At 64.9% G+C, this 17,489-nt stretch carries 19 protein-coding genes and 1 pseudogene; 10 read left to right on the forward strand and 10 right to left on the reverse strand.

The annotated features are described in order from the left end of the window. Together FCN18_RS40435 and FCN18_RS36435 are read left to right on the forward strand one after the other, a co-directional pair. Positions 1-258, forward strand: a pseudogene (locus FCN18_RS40435) (cytochrome ubiquinol oxidase subunit I); the annotation flags it as partial. Between the two features lie 53 nt (positions 259-311). Then, a complete protein-coding gene (locus FCN18_RS36435; protein WP_110343978.1) occupies positions 312-1,865 on the forward strand; it encodes a multicopper oxidase family protein in 1,554 nt (517 codons plus the stop codon). A gap of 196 nt (positions 1,866-2,061) precedes the next feature. Here FCN18_RS36435 and FCN18_RS40625 read toward each other — a convergent pair whose 3' ends face one another. The 3 genes from FCN18_RS40625 to FCN18_RS36450 form a co-directional block, all read right to left on the reverse strand. Then, complete coding sequence (locus FCN18_RS40625; RefSeq protein ID WP_110343979.1) at positions 2,062-2,559, reverse strand: DUF6119 family protein; 498 nt, start codon at positions 2,557-2,559, stop codon at positions 2,062-2,064. Positions 2,560-2,581: 22 nt separating this feature from the next. Next, the gene (locus FCN18_RS36445) at positions 2,582-3,673 is read right to left on the reverse strand and encodes a DUF6119 family protein (RefSeq protein WP_110343980.1); all 1,092 of its coding nucleotides are present in this window, start codon (positions 3,671-3,673) and stop codon (positions 2,582-2,584) included. Positions 3,674-3,834: 161 nt separating this feature from the next. Next, on the reverse strand, positions 3,835-4,425 hold the full coding sequence (locus FCN18_RS36450; protein ID WP_228714315.1) for a TetR/AcrR family transcriptional regulator: 591 nt from the start codon (positions 4,423-4,425) through the stop codon (positions 3,835-3,837). 109 nt (positions 4,426-4,534) lie between these two features. Here FCN18_RS36450 and FCN18_RS36455 point away from each other — a divergent pair, with 109 nt between their 5' ends. The 8 genes from FCN18_RS36455 to FCN18_RS36490 all read left to right on the forward strand — a co-directional run bounded on the left by FCN18_RS36455 (position 4,535) and on the right by FCN18_RS36490 (position 10,603). Continuing rightward, positions 4,535-4,777, forward strand: a complete 243-nt coding sequence (locus FCN18_RS36455; RefSeq protein ID WP_110343981.1) for a hypothetical protein — start codon at positions 4,535-4,537, stop codon at positions 4,775-4,777. Beyond that, positions 4,774-5,298, forward strand: a complete 525-nt coding sequence (locus FCN18_RS36460) for a DUF2269 domain-containing protein (protein WP_228714316.1) — start codon at positions 4,774-4,776, stop codon at positions 5,296-5,298. The genes FCN18_RS36455 and FCN18_RS36460 overlap by 4 nt, the downstream gene beginning before the upstream one ends. A gap of 28 nt (positions 5,299-5,326) precedes the next feature. Next, positions 5,327-5,560: a hypothetical protein gene (locus FCN18_RS39370; RefSeq protein ID WP_158303260.1), complete on the forward strand. Its 234-nt coding sequence runs from the start codon at positions 5,327-5,329 to the stop codon at positions 5,558-5,560. 971 nt (positions 5,561-6,531) lie between these two features. Beyond that, entirely contained in the window at positions 6,532-7,200 is a 669-nt protein-coding gene (locus FCN18_RS40965; RefSeq protein WP_407675812.1) for a MerR family DNA-binding protein, read from the forward strand. A gap of 61 nt (positions 7,201-7,261) precedes the next feature. Further along, entirely contained in the window at positions 7,262-8,428 is a 1,167-nt protein-coding gene (locus tag FCN18_RS36475) for a transglycosylase SLT domain-containing protein (RefSeq protein WP_158303261.1), read from the forward strand. A gap of 2 nt (positions 8,429-8,430) precedes the next feature. Further along, on the forward strand, positions 8,431-9,024 hold the full coding sequence (locus FCN18_RS36480; protein WP_137097307.1) for a hypothetical protein: 594 nt from the start codon (positions 8,431-8,433) through the stop codon (positions 9,022-9,024). A 263-nt stretch (positions 9,025-9,287) separates the two neighbouring features. After that, a complete protein-coding gene (locus tag FCN18_RS36485; RefSeq protein ID WP_110343984.1) occupies positions 9,288-9,650 on the forward strand; it encodes a BlaI/MecI/CopY family transcriptional regulator in 363 nt (120 codons plus the stop codon). Next, on the forward strand, positions 9,647-10,603 hold the full coding sequence (locus FCN18_RS36490; RefSeq protein ID WP_110343985.1) for a M56 family metallopeptidase: 957 nt from the start codon (positions 9,647-9,649) through the stop codon (positions 10,601-10,603). Before FCN18_RS36485 ends, FCN18_RS36490 begins: the two co-directional genes overlap by 4 nt. Here the strand turns inward: FCN18_RS36490 and lnt are convergent. The 7 genes from lnt to FCN18_RS39375 all read right to left on the reverse strand — a co-directional run bounded on the left by lnt (position 10,569) and on the right by FCN18_RS39375 (position 17,487). Continuing rightward, positions 10,569-12,101 carry an apolipoprotein N-acyltransferase gene (gene lnt / locus FCN18_RS36495; RefSeq protein ID WP_168214207.1) on the reverse strand — a complete coding sequence of 511 codons (1,533 nt, stop codon included), beginning with the start codon at positions 12,099-12,101 and terminating at the stop codon, positions 10,569-10,571. The two genes, FCN18_RS36490 and lnt, sit on opposite strands and share 35 nt — an antisense overlap. Positions 12,102-12,344: 243 nt before the next feature. Then, positions 12,345-13,547 (reverse strand): aminotransferase class V-fold PLP-dependent enzyme, encoded by a 1,203-nt coding sequence (locus tag FCN18_RS36500; protein ID WP_110343986.1) that lies wholly within the window; start codon positions 13,545-13,547, stop codon positions 12,345-12,347. Further along, positions 13,544-14,356 carry an amino acid ABC transporter ATP-binding protein gene (locus FCN18_RS36505; protein WP_110343987.1) on the reverse strand — a complete coding sequence of 271 codons (813 nt, stop codon included), beginning with the start codon at positions 14,354-14,356 and terminating at the stop codon, positions 13,544-13,546. Before FCN18_RS36505 ends, FCN18_RS36500 begins: the two co-directional genes overlap by 4 nt. Beyond that, positions 14,353-15,000, reverse strand: coding sequence for an amino acid ABC transporter permease (locus FCN18_RS36510; RefSeq protein WP_110343988.1), 648 nt, complete (start codon positions 14,998-15,000; stop codon positions 14,353-14,355). Before FCN18_RS36510 ends, FCN18_RS36505 begins: the two co-directional genes overlap by 4 nt. Positions 15,001-15,009: 9 nt before the next feature. Further along, the gene (locus FCN18_RS36515) at positions 15,010-15,852 is read right to left on the reverse strand and encodes an ABC transporter substrate-binding protein (RefSeq protein ID WP_228714317.1); all 843 of its coding nucleotides are present in this window, start codon (positions 15,850-15,852) and stop codon (positions 15,010-15,012) included. Between the two features lie 973 nt (positions 15,853-16,825). Further along, positions 16,826-17,335: a hypothetical protein gene (locus tag FCN18_RS36520; protein ID WP_110343989.1), complete on the reverse strand. Its 510-nt coding sequence runs from the start codon at positions 17,333-17,335 to the stop codon at positions 16,826-16,828. Then, positions 17,332-17,487 (reverse strand): hypothetical protein, encoded by a 156-nt coding sequence (locus FCN18_RS39375; protein ID WP_158303262.1) that lies wholly within the window; start codon positions 17,485-17,487, stop codon positions 17,332-17,334. The genes FCN18_RS36520 and FCN18_RS39375 overlap by 4 nt, the downstream gene beginning before the upstream one ends. Positions 17,488-17,489: the final 2 nt, after the last annotated feature.

Here is a 17,489-nt window from a genome sequence, read left to right on the forward strand (position 1 = left end):
CCGTGGGGCTACGGCAACTCGCTCGAGTGGGCCACCAGCTGCCCGCCGCCGAGGCACAACTTCACCGAGCTGCCCCGGATCCGTTCCGAGCGCCCGGCGTTCGAGCTGCACTACCCGCACATGATCGAACGCATGCGCGACGAGGGCCACATCACCTTTACCGGCAAAGCGCTGCCCCACCCCGAAGCAACACCGACACCCTCCGAGGTGCTCACCACATCGGTCGATTCGGGCGGCACTACCGAACCCAGCAAGTAACCGTCAGGAACGATCATCGATACCGGCCCATCACCGATCCACATGAGGGACGCATGACCGCACAACATCGCCGCATCAGCCGCCGCGACTTCTTGATCATGGGGGCAGGCGTGACGACCGCCGCTGGCCTGGCCGCCTGCACGCCCGGAAACGCTGGCACGGCCGGCCCCACCAGGATCGGGCCGAAGTCACCGGCGGTCGCCGCAGCGGAACGCAAGCGCCGCGCCGCGAGCAGCGCGTCGACATCAGTGTCGCTCGAGGCTAGCGTTAACGATGTTGACCTCGGTGGCGTTGCGGTGCGGACTTGGACCTACGGTGGTGACCTGCCCGGCAAGGAGATCCGGATCAAACGCGGTGACATGCTGAGTGCTGAACTGTCGAACAAGCTGCCCCAGCCGACATCCATTCATTGGCACGGCCTGGCATTGCGCAACGACATGGACGGCGTGCCGGTGCTTACCCAGCCAGAGATCAAAGCTGGAACCACGTTCCGCTACGATTTCGCAGCACCGGACGCGGGAACCTACTGGTTCCATCCCCACGTCGGCACCCAGCTGGACCGCGGTCTGTACGCACCGCTCATCGTCGAAGACCCCACCGACGGCTCCGACTACGACACCGAACTGGTCATCGTGCTCGACGACTGGTTGGATGGCGTCGACGGCCGAGATCCGGATGCTGTTCTGGCCGAGCTGAAGAAGAACGGCATGGTGATGGCCGAGCCCAGCGGCTCCTCCATGCCCGGAATGGACCACGGCAGCATGCCCGGAATGGGCGGAATGCCGCAGTCTGAACTGCTCGGCGGTGACGCCGGCGACGTCACGTACCGGTACGTGCTCGCCAACGGCCGCATCTCCACCGCCCCGGCCACGTTCCGGTCCAGGCCGGGACAGCGCATCCGGCTGCGGCTGGTCAACGCCGCGGCAGATACCGCCTTCCGGGTGGGCGTTCCCGGCGTGCCCATGACCGTCACGCACACTGACGGCTTCCCCGTGGTGCCTCAGCAGGCCGATGTCGCGCTACTCGGGATGGGTGAGCGTCTCGACGCGATCATCACCGTTCCAGACTCCCCCGTCCCGGTCCTAGCGTTGGCCGAAGGGCGCGACCTCTACGCGCAGGTCCTGATCCAGAGCGGCCGCTCAGGCGATCCGGCCACGGGCGCCGCCGCCGCTCCACAACTCGCAAGGCTGCCCGTACTGACGGCAAAGGACCTCAAGGCCACCGAAGAGGTCACCTTTCCGGAAAAGTCACCCGACGTGACCCACACGCTCGTGCTTGAAGGGCCTGGCGCCAAATACAGCTGGACCATCAACGGAAAGGCCTACAATCCGAACGACGGCCTGCCAATTCGATCTGGCCAGCGAGTACGCCTTCGATTCGAGAACAAATCGGAGATGTTCCACCCCATGCACCTGCACGGGCACACCTTTCAGGTGCTCGGCAAGAACGGGCGCGGAGCCCGCAAGGACACGGCGATCGTCCTGCCCGGAACCGCTCTCGACGTGGATTTCAACGCCGACAATCCCGGCCAGTGGCTGACCCACTGTCACAACCTCTATCACGGCGAAGCCGGGATGATGACTGTAGTGTCCTATGTAGAGGAATAGAACCGCAGAAGCGGCCAGCGCCATGTCACGCAGGCATTGGTCGGCCAGTGCTACTAACCCCGAGCACCCGATCGGCCCGCCCTGCTTCTGTTACCAGAAAAAACGTAATCTTGTCACATCCAGGTCAGCGGCCGTCAGAGTGGGAGCAACCGAGTCACCTCGGCACGGCAGATCCGGAACTGTCGCGAGCTGATCACTAACCGGACGGCTTGTCTATCTTGGCCAGAGCTACTCTGAACCCGCAACTCTTGATGGCCTCGGCATGCATTTTCAGGGCCGCCCGAGAAAAGAAGTACATGATCTCTTTGAGATCTCCCGGCTTGCTGGTAGCAATGGCAAAGACGACCGTCCAGTGCGAGGCTTCGCCGAACGTGGCCCCTGGATCGAGTTGACGAAGCCTATCCATCAGTTTGTCACGGTAGGCGTGGTTCGTCATGAGCATGCGGGCGGAGACGGATCCTTGCTGGAAGAGATGGCTCATCTTGTCCGAGCCGTCCATGCGCTTGACGCAGATCAGTTGCTTGTCCTTGGTGAGCAGGTCGCAGATTTCGACCCGCTCACCAGCGCGGCCGCGATACAGGTCGCGGTCCAGCAACATATACCCACACTTCTGCGCGACCCACCGGTTGTAGCGCTCTTCGCCATAGCGACCCTCCACATGGGCCTTGAGGTAGGAATCGTCCCACCCCGGCATGGGGCGTTCTTCCGGCCACAGCTCAAACGGAGTCGTGCAAGTAACGATCGACGAGCTCCACGTACTCCTGATCGATCCGAAACCATGCACCCGCGGTGAGAGTGTAGTGACGGGTCTCGCCACCAATCTGATACGGGACGCTGCCCACAGCGTAGGAGCGGAGGGGTTTACGGTCCCCCACGACATGTTCGGACAGGTCGAACGGCTCCACTTTGACTGATGTCAGAGGCCTGTTCCACCCTTTGACTTGGTCGACCGCGCCGTAGACATCTTCCGTCCGCAGCTCGGTCAGCCAGGCTTGCTTCCGGTGCCGTGACAGCCGGTAGGCGTCGGCCAGCAGGTCGAACTCGTCGGGCATCGCGAAACCGACATCCCGATCGCGTCGGCACACCGCATCGGTTGCCAGGCGGTCGAGGCGCTCGATGAGCGTCTTATCCGTTTCGCGCCGAAAGTAGTCCAGGAAGGGAAAGTGTTCTCGGTAAGCGGTGGACTGGTACAGATCGAGAACCTCACGCAGTTTGGGCCCGAGCTTGGTGAGGTCGAAGTCATCGATGCTCAGCTGGAGGGAGTCGGCACCCCGGGCACTCTTGGCAAATCCGGTGACCCTGACATCTCCGCCGAACTTGCGGATCCACTCCTCGTCCGTGAGCAATCCGAGCGCGATTACCTCGTTGGGCACCGGGAGACGACTTGTGGCATTCCGGCGCCCCTTACCCAACCCACGAGCATCCGCCATCGTGATCTTGTCTGGATCGACGCAGTTGGCGGCGACACGCAAACCGAAGTCAAGCTCGATCCTTCCAGGATCTAGGGCATGGAAGCCGGTGCCAAACGTGATGGCGAAAACGCGGCCAAGAACGTGAGCCAGAAGCACAGCACCCGAACTCTTGCTCGAGATCCGGCCCTGCGACTCGACCTCAGCATCAGCGAAGATCGGGCGGACGAAGCTCACCCAACGCGCCTCGCGCTCCGGCGGCGTCCGGACGAACAAGCGCCATGCCATATCCTCCGTCGGCGGCGCCTGGAGCGGCACCTCCCGGAACAGGTCGCGCCGACGCAGTACCTCCTTGCCCAGGGCCACGCCATCACGCAGCAGATATAGCGTGATCCTCATCCAAGCCGCCGCCTCACGGCTACTACTGTGGCCAAAGACGCCACAGGCCTCGACGCCACACGCCGCCGACCACCTGTTCAGCCGCCACGATTCCGCTCGGACAGCCCAACATGTCGTCACCGTCAGTAATCGAGCTGCGCCCGCCGGCAGGCACGCAGAGGTCACCGTGCTGGGCGTAGACCGGCGATGGTCACCATCACCAGCCGGCGGACCGCAGATTCGGAATGCAGGCTCCTCGCCGCACTGAGAGCATGCAAGCAATAGGTGGCGAGTTCGTCCGGCGCGACGTCATCTCGCAGACCACCCACCTCAGCGACTTCGGTCAGCAGCTCCTTGAACAAGTCATGGACCTGCTGCTCCGCCTCGACAACGTGCGCGCCCGTGTGCAAGACCGCGGCGAGTTCGAGAACAGCGTGATCGTGCGAGAAGCGACCGCTCGAGATGCGCGCATAGGCCTCCAGCATGACTTGCAGACGCTCGCCGGGAGGGCCGCCCCGCTCTCGGAGTTCGCCCAACTGGTGCAGATGGCACGCGATCTGCCGTTCGTGCCAGGCACGCAGGATTGCTTCGATGTCGGGGAAGTACTTGTACAGCGTCGCCCGCCCGATGCCGGACCGCTCGGCGATTTGCGACATCGTGACCGACAGCAACCCGTGCTCGCTCACCAGTTCGGCGGTGGCAGTCAAGATCGCCTCGTGCACCGTGTGGCGATGCGACGCGATCGTCTCGTTCCACAGCTTCGGCACCGGCACTCCCACAGTATACGGAACGTCGATCTCATGACATAGTATTTCTAGAATGACAGAGTGTATCGTAAAATGGTCAAGGATCGACCAAACCGAGGAGGCGTCGGTGTCGAACATGGCACGTGATCCCCTGACCGGCGATGACGGCGAGGGCGTGTCGCCCCCTGGTACGCCGCCCAGGGTCCCCCGCTGGGTCAAGGTGTCCGCGATCGTCGCGGGCACGCTGATCCTGCTGGTCGTCATCGTGCTGGTCACCGGCCTCGGCGGCGATCACGGCCCCGGCCGCCATCTCGGTGCAGGGCACACACCCTCGACAGGCGTCCTGGCGGTCCCGCTCCCGTCGGATGACCGCAGATGACGCTGTCGCCCGTCCTGCGGAAGGTGGTGCTCACGACCCACATCGCCACCTCGGTCGGCTGGCTGGGCTCGGTCGCTGCCTACCTTGCTCTCGATATCACGGCCACCGCCAGCCAAGACGTACAGACAGTGCGAGCCGCGTATCTCGCCATGGGGGCCACGGTGACCTATGTCATCGTCCCGGTGGCCATCGCATCGACGTTCATCGGAGTCGTCAACGCCCTGGGCACTCGATGGGGCCTGTTCCGCCACTACTGGGTCCTGGTCAAACTACTACTCACCCTCGTTGCCACGACCATCTTGCTGATCGAGACGTCCACCGTGAGGTCCCTAGCGAGGGCTGCGGCCGCCGGAACCGATCCACGGGAGTTGCCCGGAACGCTGCCGCATTCGATCGGCGGCTCGCTTGTGCTCGTGATCATCCTGATCCTCTCGGTCTACAAGCCCCGTGGCGTGACGACGTACGGGTGGCGCAGGCACCAGGAGCAGGGGCGTCAGCAGCGCGCGACGCAGGTCCCTTAACACGGGCGCCACGCCGTTTGGTGACCTCGTGCTCACTGGCCCCGCCATCGCCACGCGGCATTGCGGCGCGGCCGATGAGCGCGGCGGCGACCAGAAGGACCCCGCCCGCGGTATAAGCAGCCGCGATACCGGCCACATCTGCGAGCCAGCCGCCGACCGCGAGGGAAGCCAGGCGACCGGTCTGCCAGATCAAGTCGAGGCAGCGAAAATGCGCCCCCTCATCGCGGGCGGCGTCTCGGGCTGCAGCAACGAGTTGAAGTAATGGCGCCGACAGACGTGGCGACTCCGTATCCGATCAAACGACCCAGAGCCGCGGCTGGGATGCGCGCCGCGGCGAGCACGGATCCACAGCGGCACGCAGCAGGTACGGGCCGAAGACCCAGGCAGGCCGACGCGGATGCACGAGCGTCACCAGCAAGGCGCCGGTCGCACCCACGACAGTGCGGCCAGCGCCTGCGCCACAGCCAGAGCCCGTAGCACCCGGTGACGGGCCAACACGTAGAAGCCCTCGCGGGCCTCACTCCACCAGGCCGCACGAGCTGCTGTGCCCGCCGAGCACGGTAGTCACAGGCGAGCGATGACAGCGGCAGAGACAGCGAAGCTCGCGGCATTGATCCAGAAAGCCGGGCCACAGCCGAAAATCGCGACCACAGCCCCCGCCGCCGGGCAAGCACGATTTGCGAGACGACCGCGGCGGTCCAGATGCCCGAGTTCGCCGCAATTTAATTCCTTCTCCCTTACCACAGCGGGTAGGACCGCGCCGGCTGCAGGGTTGAAGAACGACAAAGCCGCAGAGATCGCGAACGCGACGCTGTAGATGCCCAGGGACGGAACCGGATTCTAGCGGCAACAGGACGGCCAGCAGCGTCCGCGCAAAGTCGGCGACGACCATAATCCGCACGGGCGAGAGACGATCGACCAGCACCCCGGCTAACGGGTGGAGCGCCAGCACCGGCACTATTTCGGCGACCACGATCCCGGTCACGCCCAGCCCCGAGCTCATCCTCTCCAGAATCAAAAGGCTCAGTGCCACAGTGGCGAAAGCATCACCCCCAGGCTGACGCGGTTCGCGATACCTACAGCCTGCGGTAGACGGGGCGGGAGAGCGCCTGACGAAACCCCTCATTGCGGCTCACTCGGCCAGCGCCTCCGTCCACTTCCACGGCAAACGCTGGGAGAAGCTAGAACGTTCTCCCGGGGGAAGATCAAGCCAGAGGTGGAATGACCAGGACGATGACCGTCTGTCAGATCGCCGCGGCGACCGGACTGACCCGCAAGGCAGTGCGGCGCTACGAGGACCGCGGCCTGCTGCCGCCGGTCCCGCGGACCCCGGCCGGTTACCGCCTGTACGACCAAGCCGAGGTCGACACGCTCACCTTCATCCGCCGCGCTCCTGCACTGGATCTGTCCCTCGATGAGCTCCGAACCATCCTCACCCTGCGCCGCGACGGCGCAGCCCCGTGCCCGCAGGTAGGAATCATGCTCGACACGCGCCTCGCTGAGGTCGAAAGAGCGATCACCGAACTGCAGGCCCTTCCGTGCGAGCCTCACCGCCGCGCGCCGGGTCACGACACCCGCTCATGCCGTTCCCGAGCGAGACGTACGGATCTGCCCGGTTATAGCGCGCTGACTCCGCTCCGGTGCGGACAGCGGTGCGCGGCCGAGGTGGCGTTGACGGTAAAGACCAACATTGCGGGCCGGCGACGGATACGATCGGGGTCGCCATCATGCGAGATCCGGCGAGCCGCGGGTGCTCGATCCCCACTGACGCCAATACGACAGACCGAACCGAGTGATTCCGTGCCGCACGTTGGGACGGTTGCCTCCCACCTACTACTACATCTAGTATCCAGTCGAACACCGCGCGGCAGCCCGGGCTCCAGGCGGGCGCTCCGCCCGTAGGGCCGCCGCAGGCAGTCTGCACATGCCGGGTACGCCACCCGCGAGCGGTACGGGAGGGTCGATGCGCGCGCGGCATGTCGTGCTGCTTGTCGGCCTGCTCGGCGCGGCTGTGATGATGGTCCCGATCGTCTTCGTCGCGGTGATCAGCGCTGTCCGATCGGCCGGCGAAGAACTGACACCCGTGCGGGCCGGGGTGGCAACGGCCAAGTTGCCGCCGTTGGCACAAAGCATGCTGCCGCTGGTGACCACACGGATCAGCGAAACGTGTCCTGAGCTGAGCGTGCTCCGAGTTCTGGCCGAGGTCCAAGCAGAGTCTGGGTGGGACCCGGCAGCGTGGAGCGAGGACGTCAACGGTGGCGCGGCGGGATTGCTTCAGATCAACCAAGCCAACTGGGTCTCCTTGGGTGGCCGGCCGTGGACCAGCACGCCACCCCCTCCGACTGCCGATATCAGCGATCCCAGCACCCATTTGACACTCGGGATCGACTTTCTCTGCGGCAACCTGAGGGCGATCACGCCGCACCTGAAGGAGACCGGCAAGTCTGTCGACCCGATGGACGCCGTAAGCATCTGCCACATCGCGGGGTGCAGCCGGGTCGTCGGAAGTCGTACCGGGATACCGCAGGCCGGTGAAGCCGGCTGTGGCGCGCAGTGTGCGTCGCTAGTCCGTCGGTACCTCGACAACATTCGCCGCTACGAACGCGACTGGTCGGCAACTTCAAGCGAACCTGGTCCCTCCGGGAAGCTGCCCTCGGGCATCGACATCGGTCAACTCACATCCGCGAACGCGTACACCGGTGGGCCAACAGGATGCACCGTTCCTGACCCCACGACAGACGGCTGTGTCACGGCCGCGACCGCGAATGGGATCGGCGAGGTGAAACGTGTTTTCGATTCAGAGGTCCGGTCGGCAGGGTGCTTTGCTCCTCGCCCGTGGAATCCGACCAGCGATCACCCCCAGGGCAAGGGCTGCGACATCTTCCCGGATCGGGCGGGCATCTTCCCCACCGGCGAATCGCTGAGAGCGGGCTGGCGGATGGCGGCCTGGCTCCGCGTCAATGCGGAAGCCCTGCGCGTCAAGTACGTCATCTGGCAGGGGCGATACTGGGATCCGACCACCAGCGATCAGGAGGGCTGGGGCGAGCGATACACCGGCGGTGGCGTCTATAACGTGGCCGATCCAACTGGCGGTCACTACGACCACATCCACGTCAGTTTCAGGGAATAGCCGTGGTATGGGATGCGCGAAGGATCGCCACGGCGGCTGCGTTGGCAGGAGCGGTCGGCTTGGTTTGGCTGGTGGCGTCGGATGCCGATGCACCGCCCGAGGAAACCATCAAATCCTCGGCAGCGCCAACGACCGAACCGATCGGCCCGCAAGCGAGGTCAGCTGCCTCCCTGCCGCCCGAACGCCCGGGAGCGCCCGGCAGCAGGGATCCGTCCGGGATTGACTTCGGTCGTCCGACTGCGGTCGCCCGCGCGTACCTTGTGGCCGCGCACACCTTGCGCGACACCGACCGGGGTAAAACCAACCGCCGCGTACTCCCCTACCTTGCACCGGACAACCCGGCCAACCCACGTGGTCTGGTCGTCGTCGATCCACCGCCTGCGGGTCAGACAACCACCGCCACGGTTGAGCAACTCCAGATGGTTGGTTCGGATCAGGCAAGACAGCGAATCGCCTACGAGGCTCGCTGGTCGGTATCGACCGGCCGTTCGGCTCCCAAGATCGACCGGCGAGCGACGTTTGTCGTTCTCGCGCGGCAGCCGGATGGCCGTTGGCTCGTCATTCAGGAATCGACTCGACTTCAGCCTGGCGACTGACCGGGCCGAGCGCTCGCATACGAACAGAATGGAGGTCGACAGCCTCCACGCGCCTGGGCAGATGAGTGGGGTGCGGAGAAAGCGTCCAGTTCCCCGCACCCCGTCCGCCGGGCAGCACAGGCTAGGAAGGCCGCCGACGGTGAGGCGTGGAATCAATCACCCGAACCTCAAAGGTACTATATCACCTAGTAGTGACTTGGTCTGGCAACCGGATCAACCTACTATGGCGAATAGGGAGCTTACGGCACACGGCGGTGAGGTAGATGTTCGGGCTAGGCGATCTGGAAGGCGCTGTGATGGACGTGCTCTGGCGCGCCCACGCGCCAGTGAAGGTTCGCGAGGTGCTCGAGACCCTCAGCGCAAACAGAAAACTCGCCTACACCACTGTCATGACGGTGCTGGACAATCTCCATCGTAAGGGATGGGCCGAGCGCGAGCGGGATGGCAAGGCCTACCGCTACCGCCCGGCGTTCACCCGTGAAGAGGCCGCAGTTCGAGCGTTGCGCGAGGCGCTGGATGCCTCTGGTAACCCACGAGCTGCGCTCCTACATTTCGCCAACTCAGCATCGGAGCGAGAGACGGAGATCCTGCGCGCCGCGCTGGCCGATAAGGCTAACCGTCAATGATCGTGGCCGTATCGCTGCTCCTGGGAGCACTTGCCGCGGGGTGGTTCGTTCCGCGTCAACTGCTTCGCGCGGACCTCCGCCGCCGCGATCCCAGGCCCTTGATCGCCGCGTGGCTGCTGGCCATGTCCGGGGTGGCCCTCGCCGGGATCACGGGTGTCGTGCTGCTCCTGGCACCGGATCACGCAGCGCCCAGCCCGCTGACCTGGGCACTGAGCCAGTGCTGGACCGCGCTGCAGCACGGCTCACCACCCAAACTCGAAGAGATCATCGGCGTGCTCAGCGCCGCGATACTCGCGGGCTTGATCGCACGTTTCGCCATCGTCGCCGTCCGGGAGTTCCTCCAGTGGCGACGGGCGAGCCACGAGCGGCTGGCGGTGCTCCGCCTGGTTGCCCGCACCGACGACCACTCCCCGAAGACGCTGTGGCTGGCGCACGATCGCCCGTTGGCGTTCAGTCTTGGCAACCGCCCCGGCGTCATAGTCGCCACGGAAGGACTGCGGCGACATCTTTCGCCTGAAGGCGTCGCGGCCGTGCTGGCGCACGAACGGGCTCACCTTCGCGGCCGCCACCATCTGCTGATCCTGATCGCAGGCATCCTGCGTCGGACCATGCCGTTCGTGCCGCTGTTCCAGCAGGCCGACACTGCCCTGCGTGAGCTTGTGGAGCTGGCCGCCGACGTCTCGGCGGTCCGCACCTGCGGAGCGTCGGCCGTCCGCTCGGCCTTGCTGGGCGTCGCGGGTCCGGGAACACCCGAAGTCGCGCTGGCGATGGCACGGGACGCTGTGACGTTGCGACTCGCCCGCTTGCAGCACGCCGCCCAGCCCGCTGGTGGCTTTCGCGCAGCCCTCTCCTGCGGCATCGCTGGAATGGCGGCCACCGCATTGCCATTTCTCACCAGCGCTGCGCTGCTTCTCGGCGTCACCATAGTTGCTTGCCCTGCGAATGGCTGGTGACCGGCTGGCGCCGCAACGCCGCCGCCATCAGTGCCACGAGCGCGAGGCTCACGATCGCCCATTCGGTAGTGCTGCCGAGTCTGGTCGCCACCGTGGTAGTCGACCGCAGCGGTACCTGTTCGACCATCGACTCCGAGGTGAACTGTCCGGTGCGGCGGACTACGCTGCCGTCGGGTCGTACGATCGCGCTGACTCCGCTGGTCGACGCGACGATGACGGCACGGCCGTGCTCCACCGCTCGTAGCCTCGCCATCGCCAGCTGCTGAAAGGTCATCTCGGTGCGCCCGAACCACGCGTTGTTCGTGGGCACGACCAACAGCTGAGCTCCCGCCCGGGTCGCATCGGTGAGCACGTAGTCGTAGGCAACCTCGTAACAGATGGCGAACCCCGCTCGAGCCGATCCCACGTCGAGGACGCCTGGTCGATCACCGGGCACCATGTCGCCCGCCGGATCGTCGCTGAACGGGGTCACCGCGGCGGCGACAGCCCGGAGCGGGACGAACTCCGAGAACGGCACCAACTGCTGCTTGGCGTACTCTTTGGTAGCGCCACGTCCAGGGCTCCACAGGATTATCCGATTACTGACACGACCGTCCACGCTGTAGGCGGTGCCACCCACCGCAACCGGCACACCAAGCTCACGTGCGATGCGGTCAAGGTCCGGGTCGCCGCGTCCGGGCGCAAACACGTTCGACGACTCGGGCAGGATCACGAGGTCGGGTGAAGGACCTCGGCCGGCACGGACATCATCGACAAGTTGGTTAGCCTGAGCGATATGATTGGCCCGCACCGTCGCACTCCGGCCCAGGAGCGCGAGGCCGCTGTCGGGCGCGTTTCCCTGAACCACGGCGACATTCATGGTCCCGTCCTCCGCCCCGGTCTCGATCAACGACGCCGCCAGCCAACCGGCCAGCACCGGTAACACACCGATCAGGCCTGGCGCAATCGACCGGCGCGGTGTTTGCCGGATTCGCAGCGCCACGACGCCGAGTCCGCAGCCAGCGAGCGCCACGGCGAAGCCCACCAGAACCGCTCCACCCACTACCGCGAGTGGCAGGAAGATCCCCTCAGGCTGAGTGAATGCGACGCGCCCCCACGGGAATCCGCCGTACGGAACTCGTGAGCGCACCGCCTCCGCAGCCACGACGACCGCGGCCATCCACACAGGGGCCATGGGCAGTCGGCTGACCTTCGCCATGCCTGCTCCCATCAGGCCGAAGAACAACGCTTCCAACCCCACCAGGCCCAACCATGGCCAGACGCCGAAGGCAACCCCCAAGAAATCATCCAGCCACTGCAGTAGCGGCAAAAGGTACGTGACGCCGAACGCCACACCAGCGCCGAATGCATGCCGCACGGGGCGACCGGAGACGGCCAGCACCAACAACGCGAACGCAACCGGCGCGAGCCACCACAGCGGTCGGGGTGGTGAGGCGACAAAGAGGACAATGCCGCCGCCTGCAGCCGCACCAAGGCGAAGCCAAGGTGCAGTCCCCACCACGCGAGCGGAGAAGCGCCACCGCGATGTGCGTGCGGGCCGACTCACTCCCTGCGAATCAACCTCCACAGCCACCCGCCCAGCCCTTCTAGCACCACTACTACTATTACAGATAGTAACTTGGTCTGGACACTAGCCGGCCGAGTAACCCTCTCCTCGATGCTGCCGGGTGATCCCGGCCCGCCCGAGCACATGCCCGGGAGCTTGGCAGCGCGTCGACTGATCCGCTCGACAGCTACTGGGTCACCCCATCGATGTTGCCCTTCTCACGGCATCGCACAGGGACCTGATCTCTCGTTGGGTGTTGTAGTAGTGCACCGAGGCGCGTACCAGCTCATCGAGTCCTCTGTTCTCCATGTCCACCCTCGTCGAGGGAGCGCGCGACACGCTGACATTGATCCCTCGGGTGGCGAGGCGTTGCTTGACATCGGCCGGGGCGACGCCGTCCACGGTGAAGGCCACGATCCCGCAACGTTCGGCACCCACGTCGCGGAGCTTTACTCCGGGCAACTCCTCCAGCCGTGCACGCAGTTCGTCGGCCAACATGTACACCCGCTCGCGGATGCGGTCCAAGCCCCAGCCAAGGGCGTAATCAATGGCTGTTCCCAGCCCGATCTTGGCCGCATAGTTGCACTCCCACGACTCGAACCGGCGGGCGTCCGGCCGCATGCGGTACTCATCTCGGGCTGTCCAGGTGGCCGCATGCAGGTCCAGCATCGGTGGCGAGAGTTGATCGAGCAGGTCCTGGCGGACGTAGAGTAAGCCGGTGCCTCGTGGGCCGCGAAGGTACTTGCGTCCCGTCAGTGATAGCAGGTCGCAGCCGATCTCACCGACATCGAGCGGCATCTGCCCTGCGGACTGACACGCATCAAGCAGATAGAGCACACCGGCCTCCCGCGCGACTTTGCCGACTTCGGCGGCTGGATTGACAAGGCCGCAGTTGGTCGGCACGTGGGTCAACGAGATCAGCCGTACCCGCTCGTCAATCAGCTCACGCAACCGTGGCACGGAGATCTGCCCGGATTCGTCGTTGGCGACCACCTCGACCTTGAGATCGTAGCGGGCGGCAAGCTGGAGGTATGCGATGAAGTTGCTGCCGTACTCGGCCTCGCTGGTCAGGATCCGATCGCCGGCCCTGAACGGAATCGAGTAGAACGCCATATCCCAGGCACGAGTGGCGCTGTCGAGCACAGCGATCTCGCTGGGCTCGCAGCCGAGGAGACATGCCGCAGAGGCATAGGCCGCATCGATGGTCGCGGCGGCCTCCGCGGCCGCCTCGTAGCCCCCGATACGCGCCTCCAGCCTCAAATGCGAGACGGTACTGTCCAGCACAGACGCGGGCATCAGTGAGGCACCCGCGTTGTTGAAGTGCACGACGTTGCTGCAACCTGGTGTCTCTCGCCGCGCAGTCTCCACATCAAAGGCATCGATCGCCAGCGCCGTCATACCGCCTCCTCCCCCACACGCGGTGCCGGAGCGTCGACCACCGCGCCGGAGTGATCGACGAGCCTGAGGAACGTGCGCACCCGCTCCTTCGACGGACGCGTAAAGAACGCTTCGGCCGTTGCGTCCTCGACGACCACTCCACCGTCCATGAATACGATCCGGTCAGCTACCTCCCGCGCGAAGTGTGTCTCGTGGGTAACGATCACCATTGTCATGCCATCGCCAGCAAGCTCCTGGATAACCTCCAGCACCTCGGCGTGCAACTCTGGGTCGAGGGCGGAAGTCGGTTCGTCGAAGAGCACGACCTCCGGCTCCATAGCCAGCGCACGCGCGATCGCCACCCGCTGCTTCTGCCCCCCGGACAGTCGAGACGGATGGACATCGCGCTTGTCGGCCAGTCCAACTCGGTCCAACAGGCGCTCCCCGAGTGCGATCGCTTCGGCGGTCGGTAGCTTCCGCACCTGTCGGGGGCCTTCGATCACGTTGCCCAGTGCGGTCATATGGGGGAAGAGGTTGAACTGCTGGAAAACCATGCCGGTTTGCTGCCGTGCTCGCTGCATCAGCCGTGCCCGGCCGCGTCCGTCACGGCTAGCGCCGCAGGAGAACGCGCAGTCACAGATGCGCACGTGTCCGGAGTCGGGTTCCTCGAGCAGGTTCATGCATCGCACGAGAGTGGTCTTTCCAGAACCGGATGGTCCCATGAGTACGACGACCTCACCTCGCTCGACCGAGAGATCGACGCCGCGCAGGACCTCAAGTTCGCCGAAGGCTTTGTGGATGCCGGTGAGTTCGATCGGGGGCTTTGTCATGCGTACGCCTTTCCCAGTCGCCGTTCGAGCATCCCCTGCCCGACCGACAACAGCGTGTTGATAAGCCAGTACATGGCACCGATCATCAGGAACGCCTCCATGTACCGGAAGTTCGCGTTGCCGATGCTCTCCGCGACGCGAGTCAGTTCGACAACGGTAACCACTGACGCTAGCGAGGTGTCCTTCATCAGCGCGATGAACCGGCCGCCAACGGCCGGGGTGGCGATCCTGATCGCCTGCGGGAAGATGATCCTGCGGAACGTGCGCCAGTACGGCATACCGATGGACGAGGCGGCTTCCCACTGCCCTTTGTCCACACCGAGAATGCCGCCTCTGAAGTTCTCACTGAGGTAGGCTCCGGCAAACAGACTCAACGCAAGGATCGCCGACGGAATTGGTTCCAGCTGTACGCCAAGCTGCGGCAGACCAAAGTAGATGATCATGATCTGAATGAGCAGCGGGGTTCCCCGAAAGATCGAGACATACATGATCGCAGAACCCCTGAGGACGCGGAATGCGGAAATACGCGCCAGGGCGACCAAGGCGCCGAGAGCAGAACCCAGTACAAAGGACACTACGCCGAGCAGCAGGGTGATACCCAGGCCCCGGAGGAGCATGGGGAACGAGTCAACCAGCATGTCCATCGATTGCTCCTAGCTCTGTTCCGGCTGCAGTTCCTTGAGCTCTTCCACCATGTCCAGGCCACCCAGCCACTTGCGGGAGATCTTTGTCAGGGACCCGTCCTCAATCATTTCGGCAATTGCTTTGTCGATCTCCTTCTTGAACTCGGCCGAGCCCTTCCGGAAGGACATGGCGTTGACCTCGCTCTCCAGCAGGGGACCGACTGGCTTGACGTGGAGGCCGTTCTGCTTAGCCAGGTAGCTACCCTGGAACCGGGAAACCAGCATGGCGTCTGCGTTGCCGCGCCCCAGGTCGGTCAGGCCCAGCGTTGCATTCTGGTACGTCTTGACCTGCGCATCAGGGACTTCCTCGCTGGCGAACTTCTCTTGTGTGGTTCCGGCGGACACGGCGATGACCTTTCCTCGTAGATCTTCGAGCGAGTCGATTGAGTTCGTGGACGACGCGGTGAAGATCGAGACACCGTTGACCTGGTAGGGAGTCGAAAAGTCGACCTGCTGTTTCCGTTCGTCGGTCACCGTCTGGCCGGAGATGACGATGTCAAACCGCCCCGCCCGAACGCCCTCGATGAAGCTCTGGAAGTTCGACGCGACGAACTCGACGTTGTCAACACCGATCCGCCGGGCCACCTCACGTGCCACGTCGACGTCGTAACCGACTGGCTGCCCCGAGGCGTCGAGGAAGTTCCACGGTGGATTCGCCTGCGTAAGCGCCACGCGCAAGGTGCCGTTGTCGCGCACCTGCTGCAGGACGTCACCGGAACTCCCGCTGGAGCAAGCCACGAGCACTCCACTGACAACGACGGCAACTAGCGAGAACGCAACCTTGAACGGCCGCCGGATATGTGACATTCCCATAACGCCTCCATCTGCGGGTGAAAGCCGCTGGACGAAGCGGCCCGCGGCAACGACGAGCCGGCCTTCGCCGTGGTCAGGTCAGGTTTGGTGTCGGTGTCGACGACCGCCCACGGATCTGACCTTGTCAGTGGCGAGTTGTGGTAATGGCTAACTACGTCACTCGAGCGAGTGAACACTATGCCCCCGTTGGGTATGTCGTCAATGGGCGAACGGAAGGGGTACGGAGGCGCAACTCGAGCGCAACAGCAAGGCCGAGATCGGGCCTCTTTCGGCGGATTGCGCGCCGTTACTATCTGATTTAGTATTGCCGCTCTGACGCGGGTAGCCGATGACCGACGCTGTCGGTACGCACGATTGGGTTCCTGCACTGCGCCGAGGGCGTCGTGGTCGCACGCCGACACGGGAACAACCGGCCGCACGGCCCCTCGGCCAGGTTCCGCCCAATCGTTGATCCCGCGGTCGGGATGGTGCGGTCAATCGGCGACGCGGTGACGCTGCCGGGCGCCTCCGACCGAGCTTTGTTCGACAGCGGCGGTCGCGTATGGGGCACTTGTCGTCCGCCAGCTAAGCTTCCCGATACGGCGCGGAGACATTCGCTGTAGACGGTCCTGCGTATAGACCGCGAACACTTCAGACACGCGGTCAATCTCACCCTTCGGGCCGGGCACACACCAAATGGACGGCTACACCTCACGCACGCAGTCGCGAGTGTGGCAGGGTGGCCGGACTTCCGATGACGGCCCCTTGGTCCGGTACGCCGCACGCCATGTCCGATCCGGTAGGCGTCACCACGGGAGTCCTCGACTTGGCCGAGACACCTGTCGATCCCCCACTGTCAGAGACGTATTTGCGGCACGCCGTCGGCAGCCGACGACGTGACGGTCGCAGCCACTTGACCTGCTCGCCGGAGAGCTGCCGACGGTTCCGCTCGGACCCGTGGTCCTGTTCCACCGAGTTCGGAGGTGTGAGCGCCTCACTGATGGGGTTGCTGTAACACACGCGCATCAGCCGTGCAGCCTGCGGGCGTGCAGGCCCGCCGACGCCAGCGCACCAGTACAGCCGCACCGAGCGCGGCGACGGACATACCGGCCAAGGCAGGCTGGATCGGCGCCCACACGCCCAACGCACCGGACACGCCGAGCATGCCCAAGACGATCTTGTTACAAAGAGGGCAGCCGACTGCGAAGGCCGACAGCAGCGAGGAGCCGAGCACACCGCTTCGCCCACGCTCATCGATCGCCTCGCGGACGATCGCGAACCACAGGCCGGTCAGTACGGCCGTCAGAGTCAGCACCGGATACTCCCACCAGCGGACGGGAGTCATCCGGGTGAACCACAGCGTGTCGATGACATCAGTGGGCACGCCGACAACTGCCGCGCTGAGCGTAGCCGCGAGAATCCCTCGCCGCCATCGCCAGGCTCGGACCGGCGCGGTGGCCGGCTCGGCGGCGGCTTGCTGGTTCAGGAAGTTCGCTCGAGTCATGTTGGCCTCGATGTGATCAGGCCAGAGCCGCTGATCACCCCGGCCACCACGACACCGAAGTGCGCGAGCACCCAGCCTTGCGCCGAGGCAGGCTCAGGCGGAATCCGCAGCAATCCCATCCGCACCAGGCCTCGCTCCATGCCGTCGTCCACGA

Source organism: Prauserella endophytica (genome assembly GCF_005146945.1).
In the GTDB taxonomy this organism is placed as follows: Bacteria; Actinomycetota; Actinomycetes; order Mycobacteriales; family Pseudonocardiaceae; genus Prauserella_A; species Prauserella_A endophytica.